Origin of the sequence: Phyllobacterium sp., from assembly GCF_037994425.1 — a bacterium.
Taxonomy (GTDB): Bacteria; Pseudomonadota; Alphaproteobacteria; order Rhizobiales; family Rhizobiaceae; genus Phyllobacterium.
This window is the reverse complement of record NZ_JBBNAM010000182.1, coordinates 22,751-31,313: the sequence shown is the minus strand read 5'-3', so window position 1 is coordinate 31,313 and position 8,563 is coordinate 22,751. Positions and strand designations below refer to the sequence as shown.

The 8,563-nt window shown below is 56.6% G+C and carries 5 protein-coding genes; all 5 read left to right on the top strand.

Annotated elements, in window-relative coordinates; genetic code table 11:
* The coding region (locus AAAB35_RS13215; protein WP_340668733.1) for an aquaporin at positions 1-176 on the top strand (176 nt) is incomplete at its 5' end.
* 434 nt (positions 177-610) lie between these two features.
* Positions 611-2,995 (top strand): arylsulfatase, encoded by a 2,385-nt coding sequence (locus AAAB35_RS13210; RefSeq protein WP_340668731.1) that lies wholly within the window; start codon positions 611-613, stop codon positions 2,993-2,995.
* A complete protein-coding gene (locus AAAB35_RS13205) occupies positions 2,992-5,379 on the top strand; it encodes a sulfatase-like hydrolase/transferase (RefSeq protein WP_340668730.1) in 2,388 nt (795 codons plus the stop codon). The genes AAAB35_RS13210 and AAAB35_RS13205 overlap by 4 nt, the downstream gene beginning before the upstream one ends.
* 49 nt (positions 5,380-5,428) lie before the next feature.
* Positions 5,429-6,994: an arylsulfatase gene (locus AAAB35_RS13200; protein WP_340668729.1), complete on the top strand. Its 1,566-nt coding sequence runs from the start codon at positions 5,429-5,431 to the stop codon at positions 6,992-6,994.
* A 790-nt stretch (positions 6,995-7,784) separates the two neighbouring features.
* Positions 7,785-8,270 (top strand): plastocyanin/azurin family copper-binding protein, encoded by a 486-nt coding sequence (locus AAAB35_RS13195; protein WP_340668728.1) that lies wholly within the window; start codon positions 7,785-7,787, stop codon positions 8,268-8,270.
* Positions 8,271-8,563: the final 293 nt, after the last annotated feature.

Here is an 8,563-nt window from a genome sequence, read left to right as displayed (position 1 = left end):
TCCACCTCGTGTCGATCCCCGTGACCAATACCTCTGTGAATCCCGCGCGTTCGACCGGCGTCGCCCTGTTTGCGGAGACAGCCGCGCTCAGCCAGCTGTGGCTGTTCTGGGTTGCCCCCCTGATCGGTGCTGCGCTCGGTGCGATCATCTGGAAAGCCCTGCTCGGCAAGGATTGAACAAAGAGCCTTCGCGACTCGGAAAAATAGCGAGGTTCAAGTGGGATCGAGGCACTGCGAACGCGCCTGAACACTCAATATAGGCGCTGTCAACGTAAATCCACGTCGCCCGGATAAGCGATCGAGGATCTCACTTTAAGGAGCGGCACTGAAGCAGTTGCCGCTTCAAGATCAGGTGGTAGATGCTGCAGCGGAACGCCGTACGGTTTGCGGGCTTTTCTCCGATGTCCTTTGAGCTAGGGCGAGCGGGCCTCGCGTTTGAATTTTCCTGTGCAAATTTTGTATGCCCCTCCCCGAGGACAATTGCCCACCAAGAGGCAATTTGCGGGCCCGATCCGGCCTACAGATAGTACTTCAATCAAATCGGCCGGCTCAATCCGGCTTTATCCTGTTCTTTGTGACATAGCCAAGTGTGACCGGGGAGGAAGAATGTGATGTTGAAGCTATTCGCCTGCGCAGCAGCTTCGGTATTGGCGCTCACCGCGTACCCGACGTCGGCCGGCGCGCAGTCGGGAACAGACGGCTCCATCCTTCCGTTTCCGCCAACACCGTCCGCCTCCACAGCGGGGCTAACAATGCAGGATTCCATCTATCAGAAACGCGTGGAGCCGAAACGCCTGGCCGAGGGCGCGCCTAACATCCTCATCGTCCTGATGGACGACGTCGGGCCGGGTACGCCTTCGACCTACGGCGGCGAGATCAACACACCGACACTTGATCGAGTTGCAAATATGGGTCTCTCCTTCACCCGTTTCCACTCGACTGCCATGTGCTCGCCGACTCGCGCAGCGCTGCTGACTGGAAGGAACCATACTCGGGTGGGCAACGGCCAGATATCGGCCATCGCCAACGATTTCGATGGATTCAGCGGGATCATTCCGAAGTCGTCGGCCACCGTCGCGGAAGTGCTCAAGGACTACGGCTACAATACTGGAGCCTGGGGCAAATGGCACAACACGCCGGAAGAGCAAATCACGAGCAAGGGGCCGTTCGACTATTGGCCAACAGGTTACGGTTTCGAATACTTCTATGGATTTCTCGCTGGCGAGGCGTCGCAATACGAACCTACGATGACGCGCAACACCACTCAGGTCACCGAGGAGAAACCGAAGGGCTACCACCTAACCGACGACATCGCGGAAGACGCGATCAAATGGCTGCGTGAACAAAAAGCCTATGCACCGGACAAGCCTTTCTTCATGTATTGGGCTCCTGGCGCGGCGCATGGCCCCCATCAGATCATGAAGGAGTGGGCCGACAAGTATAAGGGTAAGTTCGATGACGGGTGGGATAAGTATCGAGAACGAACGTTTGCGCGCGCCAAAGCCCTGGGTTGGATACCACCGAACACGCTACTTACTCCGCGACCAGCTTCGATGGCGTCCTGGGACTCGATTCCCGATGCAGAGAAACCATTCCAGCGGCGCCTCATGGAGGTCTTCGCGGGGTTTGCCGAGCACGCCGATTACAACGCCGGCCGAGTCATCGACGAAATCGAGAAGGAGGGCAAGCTCGACAATACACTGATATTCTACATCTGGGGCGACAACGGATCCTCATCCGAGGGATTGAACGGCACCATTAGCGAGCAACTAGCGCAAAACGGCATTCCGACCAAGATTACGCAACATCTCGATGCCCTCAAGGATCTAGGCGGGCTTGACGCTCTCGGCGGCCCGAAGACCGACAACATGTATCACGCCGGGTGGGCGTGGGCGGGCAGCACCCCATACAAAGGTACCAAACTCAACGGTGCCTATTTCGGCGGCACCCGCCAACCGATGGCCGTGGCCTGGCCGCGGAAGATCAAGCATGACGCAACGCCGCGTTCGCAGTTCCATCATGTGATAGACATAGTGCCGACGATCTACGAAGAACTGAAAATCATTCCGCCGCGCGTGGTCAACGGTCTTGAACAGGACGCGTTCGATGGTGTCAGTATGGAATACACCTTTGCCGAGCCAAAGGCCCAGGGAAGGCGGCATACGCAGTTCTTTGACATCATGGGCAGCCGCGGGATCTACCATAACGGCTGGTTTGCCAGCGCCATGGGCCCGCGTGAACCTTGGGTTGGCGGCATACCCAAAGGCGTCAAAGAGTGGTCCCCCCTGACCGACAAATGGGAACTCTATGACATCGATATGGATTGGAGCGAGGCAATCGACCTTGCCGCTGCACACCCACAGAAACTCGAAGAGATGAAGGCCCTCTTCTTACTCGAATCAACGAAGAACATGAACCTTCCCATCGGTGGCGGACTTTGGTCCACCGCGATGTTTCATCCAGAGGATGCCCCCGCTACATCGCTCACCGAATGGACCTTCGATGGCCCCATGACACGTATGCCCGAATCGGCAGCTCCCAAGCTTGGCAAGGTCGGGAGCATTGTCAGCATGAATTTGGACGTTCCCCCAAATGCCAATGGTGTGTTGTACGCGCTTGCTGGCTTCTCCGGGGGCGTTACATGTTATGTGAAGGACGGCATCCTGAGCTATGAGTTCAACCTGTTCGAGATCACGCGGACGAAGATCAAGGCCAAGGTAAAGTTGCCAATGGGCATGGTGAAAGTCGAGGTCGAGTCGAAGTTGACTGCGTTCATCGGAGGCCCAATGGATGTCACCTTGAGGGTTAACGGCGAGGTCGTAGCAAAGGGCCGAGTGCCGGCCGCCATGTCGCTCCATTTCACGTCAAATGCAACCTTCGATATTGGCAGTGATCTGGATTCGCCCGTATCCCTCGACTACTTCGATAAGGCACCGTTTGCGTTCAACGGCACTATCGGCACGACCAAAATCACCTACACAAAGGACGCACCATGAAACGGATCGTGAGCGCAATATCGCGTACAGCCCTTGGACTGGCCGCGGGACTTGTCTTTAGCGGTATTTTTTTGCCGGCGCGTCCGGCATTGGCCGCCGAAGACGGGGCGGTGCTACCATTTCCGCCTGCGCCATCCGCTGGTGTGGCGGGGCCGACTCTGAAGGATTCAACCCACAAGCGCCGGCTAGAACAGACGCACCTTCCCGCCGACGCACCAAATATCCTCATCGTCCTCATGGACGACGTTGGCTTCGGGGTGGCCGATACATTTGGCGGGGTAGTTCACACGCCTACGCTGACCAAGTTGGCCGAACAGGGGATCTCATACAACAGCTTCCATACGACGGCGATCTGTTCGCCGACCCGCGCGGCACTCCTGACTGGCCGAAATCATCACAGAGTAGGCTCGGGCACTATTGCCGAGCGTGCTGTGAACTGGGACGGATATGTGGGCGTTATTCCAAAAACCGCGGCGACTGTCGCGGAAGTGCTTAAGGATTATGGCTATAATACTGCAGCCTTCGGCAAGTGGCATAACACGCCCGCCACCGAAACAACTGCGATGGGGCCCTTCGACCGCTGGCCCACGGGTTATGGCTTTGAATATTTTTACGGCTTTGTCGCCGGCGAGACATCGCAATGGGAGCCCCGGCTTGTAGAAAATACCACGCTGGTCGAGCCACCGCACGATCCGAAATACCATCTGACGACCGATCTGGCCGACCACGCGATTTCATGGTTGCACAAGCATCGGGCCTTCTCCCCCGACAGACCGTTCCTGATGTATTGGGCACCTGGCGCTTCACATGGTCCGCATCATATTTTTTCGGAATGGGCGGACAGGTACAAGGGCAAGTTTAACGGTGGCTGGGACGCCATGCGCGAACAAGTATTCGCCAGTCAGGAAGCCATGGGCTGGATTCCGGCTGACACCAAACTCGCGCCGCGGCCCGACACTTTACCTGGTTGGGACAGCATCCCCGAGAGCGAACGTTCTTTCCAGACGCGTTTGATGGAGGTCTTCGCCGGGTTCACCGAGCATGCGGACCATGAGGCAGGACGGGTGATCGACGAGATCGGCAAGCTTGGCCTTCGCGACAATACGCTCGTTTTCTATATTTTTGGCGACAATGGTTCGAGCGCGGAAGGACAAGCCGGCACGATCAGCGAGCTGCTGGCGCAAAACGGCATTCCCAACACCATCGACCAGCACCTGAAGGCGCTAGACAAACTTGGCGGACTCAAGGAGCTCGGGGGTCCTGATATGGACAATATGTATAACGCAGGCTGGGCTTGGGCGGGATCGTCTCCCTTCCAGGCAACAAAACTCGTCGCATCGTATTTTGGCGGCACGCGCAACCCGCTCGTGGTTTCATGGCCTGCCAAGATCGCTCCGGACAGGCGGCCACACTCGCAGTTTCACCACGTCAACGATATTGCCCCGACAATTTATGACATCCTCGGCATACAGCCGCCGCGGGAGGTTAACGGTCAACCACAAGACCCCATCGATGGGGTAAGCATGGCCTACAGCTTCAAGGATGCCGCTGCAAGCGGCACCAAGGTTGAGCAGTACTTCGAGAACAACGGCAGCCGGGCCCTCTACAAGGACGGTTGGATTGCCTCCGTATTTGGACCTTTCGTCCCTTGGCAAGCTTCTAAGCCTTTCGACAAGGATTGGGACCCTGACAAGGACACCTGGGCGCTCTATGATCTATCCAAGGACTTTTCGCAGGCCAATGACCTTGCGGCGGTGGAGCAGGATCGCCTCGCTGCGATGAAAGCGCGCTTTCTGGAGGTCGCGAAGGAAAACAAGGTTTTCCCAATCGGGGCCGGCAACTGGCTTCGACTGCACCCTGAGGACCGCATCAAGACCCCATATACAACATGGAATTTCGACGAAGACACGATCCGCATGCCGGAGTTCACTGCGCCGGGACTCGGGCGTGAAAGCAATGTCGTGACCGTCCATGCGGAGCTTGGCGACAACGCCAATGGCGTGATCTACGCCCTCGGCGGGGCAAGCGGCGGCTTATCGGTCTATATGGATGCTGGGTACCTCGTCTACGAATACAACATGATGATCATCGAGAACTATCAGGCTCGCAGCGCGGAAAAGATCGCACCCGGCAAGCATTTGATAGAAATAGACACGACACTCGGCAGCCCCAAGCCGCTTTCTGCAGCGGATGTCATCCTCAAGGTTGACGGCAAGGAAGTCGCCCGCACGACTGTCAGCCGGACAGTTCCCGCTGCGTTTACCGCGTCGGAAACCTTCGACGTTGGCGTTGATCTAGGTTCGCCAGTTTCTACTGTTTATTCGGACCGCCGCCCATTCAAATTCGACGGCAAGATCGATGCGGTGCGGGTTGATCTGAAATAGCGGCGGAATAGAGCGCCAAGCAGCCAAACGAGACAGACAGGAGAAGGCAATGAGATCGGTAAGAACGACGTTGGCAAGCCGCATTCGCATTGCCGGTTTGTTAACAATGGCCTTTGGCGCCGCCGTCCTTTCAGGGACGGCCTCTGCACAGACAAAACCCAATATAGTCGTCATTTTCGGTGACGACATCGGATACATGAATGTCTCTACGTATGGGGGAGACATCATGGGTGCTTCGACACCCAACATTGACCGTATCGGCAAGGAGGGTCTGCGACTTACCTCGTTTTATGCCCAACCGAGTTGTACGGCGGGCCGCGCAGCCTTTATTACCGGACAACTGCCAGTACGGACGGGCCTTACTACAGTCGGAACACCAGGTTCACCGATCGGCCTCAAGAAAGAAGATATCACCTTGGCCGAAGTCCTGAAGGCGCAAGGCTACTCGACCGCTCAATTCGGCAAAAACCATCTTGGCGATCTCGAAGAGCACCTGCCGTGCAATCACGGCTTCGACCAGTTCTGGGGCACACTCTACCACTTAAATGCGAACGAAGATCTTGAGGATCCGGATCGTCCGACGGCGCCCGAGTTCCGCAAGCAATTTGATCCTCGAGGCATCACATCATGTACCGCTGGCGGTGAGATCAAGGACGAGGGACCGTTGTCGGTAAAGCGCATGGAAACGTTCGATCAAGAGGTCACGGAAAAGTCGCTCGGCTATCTTAATGCGCACGCCAAGGACGGCAAGCCGTTCTTCCTGTGGCACAACTCGACCCGTCAGCATGTTTTCATTCACCTCAAGGAGGAGTCGCGCAAGCTGTCTCGCGCGGGCGTCGATGACATTTACGGCAATGGCCTTGCGGAGCACGATGCGCAAGTTGGCCAGATCCTCAACGAACTGGACAAGACAGGCCTGGCGAAGAACACGATCGTATTCTACACGTCCGACAACGGCGCTTACCAGTATATGTGGCCCCAGGGCGGCACGTCACCCTTCAAGGGTGACAAAGGCACAACCTGGGAAGGTGGCGTCCGTGTGCCGGCATTGATCCGCTGGCCGGGCGCACCCGGTGGGCGAATAAGTTCCGAGATTGTCGACATGACAGATCTGCTGCCGACACTTGCCGCTGCTGGGGGAGACAGCACTGTTGTCGACAAGCTGTACGCCGGCACGTCTTACAACGGGCTGAACTACAAACTGCATCTCGACGGTTACAATCAGACTGACCTGTTTGCCGGAACGACCGACAAATCGGCACGAAATTTTGAGTTCTACTATGACGAGACCACGCTGACTGCAATCCGCTACAAACAATACAAGATCACATTTTCGGCAAAGATGGGCGAGCGTTGGGACGACCCGCTGGAGAATTTCAGCCGCCCCCTGATCACCAACATCCTTATGGATCCGTTCGAGCGACAATTGGGTGACGTTGCACGGCAGTTCGAGGAACATAAGACGTGGGTGCTAACACCCATCATCGGCGTTGTCGTCAAGCATCTTCAGACCTTTAAGGACTACCCGCCACGACAGACGCCGCTCAGCGGCAATTTCGGCAAGACTATCGAGCATATTCAAGACCAGTTGGCCAGAATGCAACAGGCCCGGTAACCGGACGAGATGACAATGACCTTTGATTGTAGAAACGAGCGGTCGGAAGCGACAATTGCCCCTGCGGATACCTGGCGGCACTTTTTTCAAGGGGTCGGATCGACACTATCCGGAAGAAGCGCCGGCCCATACAACGTTGCAGTGGGAAGCTGCTGGACCTTGGCAGTTACAACCGAGATATCCGCACTGGTCGAGTCGCCGCCGCCCCGTCCTCGCAGGCGGCGTCTGTCATTGGTGGCGCCCGATAAAGCGACGGAACTACCCAGCATCGTGACCGGCGCGGTGACAATGGAAGCACCACCAACAATTCCCTGCGCTGGCTGCGAGAGGTACCACCGATTCCACCAGCAAGGCGACTGGATATCGCTGCTGCCCAGTAGCAGTCCGAGTTGGTATCGCGCCCACTTAGTATTGAATTTTGCTCATGTGGCCAGTCTTCCACAATCGCGAAGGCAATTCCTTCTCGCCTCTAACAACTGTTGCGCGAACAACAAGAGCGGACCTCTCGCCACACACAGCAACACCGGAACAACCGTTGCGGTGATCTTTGCCTTTTGCCCAGTGATGTTCCAAGGACAACAATAAGGGTCGCCGGATATCCCGCAGGCAACGCACCATGGCTGCAGCGAACATCTTGAGGAACTCGAAGCGCGAGCCATCCTGTTGAATAAAGCCGACGAGCCAGATCCAATGCAACAAGGGAGGTGATTGACCTGGGTCAATGCACTTATTTCAACATGTGCCAATGCTATTTGATCGCTTTGTTTCAGAGGTAACGAGGAGAACTCCTATGACACTTGTGAAAATCGTAACCGGATGTTTGCTGACTTTTGTGCTCGCGACCCCTGCCCTTGCCCGTACAACAACCGTGCACGTGAAGTTGTGGGACCATGGAGGCATGATGGACATGGCCAGCAATATGCAATGGGGCATGGGAATGCATGGTAACAAGAACATGGCGATGATGGGCATCAGTCTTGACAAGACCAGCGTTCCTGCAGGCAACGTCTCCTTCGCCGTGACCAATGTTTCGAAGGATACGATTCACGAAATGCTTGTCGCTCCGATCAAGGGCTCGGATGCTACATTACCCTTCATCGCTAGCGAGAATCGCGTCGACGAGAGCGCTTCTGGCGACCTGGGCGAGGTTTCAGAACTTGATCCTGGCAAGAAGGGTGAGCTTACACTTGATCTCAAGCCCGGGCTCTACGTGCTTTTCTGCAATGTCCCGGGGCATTTTGTGGCCGGGATGTGGACCACGATCAAGGTAAAATGATGCGGTCCCCGCGGCATGCCGTAGCAACAACTGCGAGGCCAGCGAGGCAATTGACCTGCTTATTCGGGCAATCTTTGCGAAATTGTCATCGACCCCGATGCGCGCGGCTTATGGCGATTAGAGTGAATCCTTCGCAATGTCGCACGAAGACAAAGCTTGCAAACCATGGCGGATTGTCCCGACGGCAGTTCCTGATCTGTCTGCCAGCGGACTCAGATTATCGGAGCTGCCCGGAGGCCAGCTGACGCTGACCATGACGGTTCCCCTCGAAAGAGCGTTCACCCCGGCGAGGC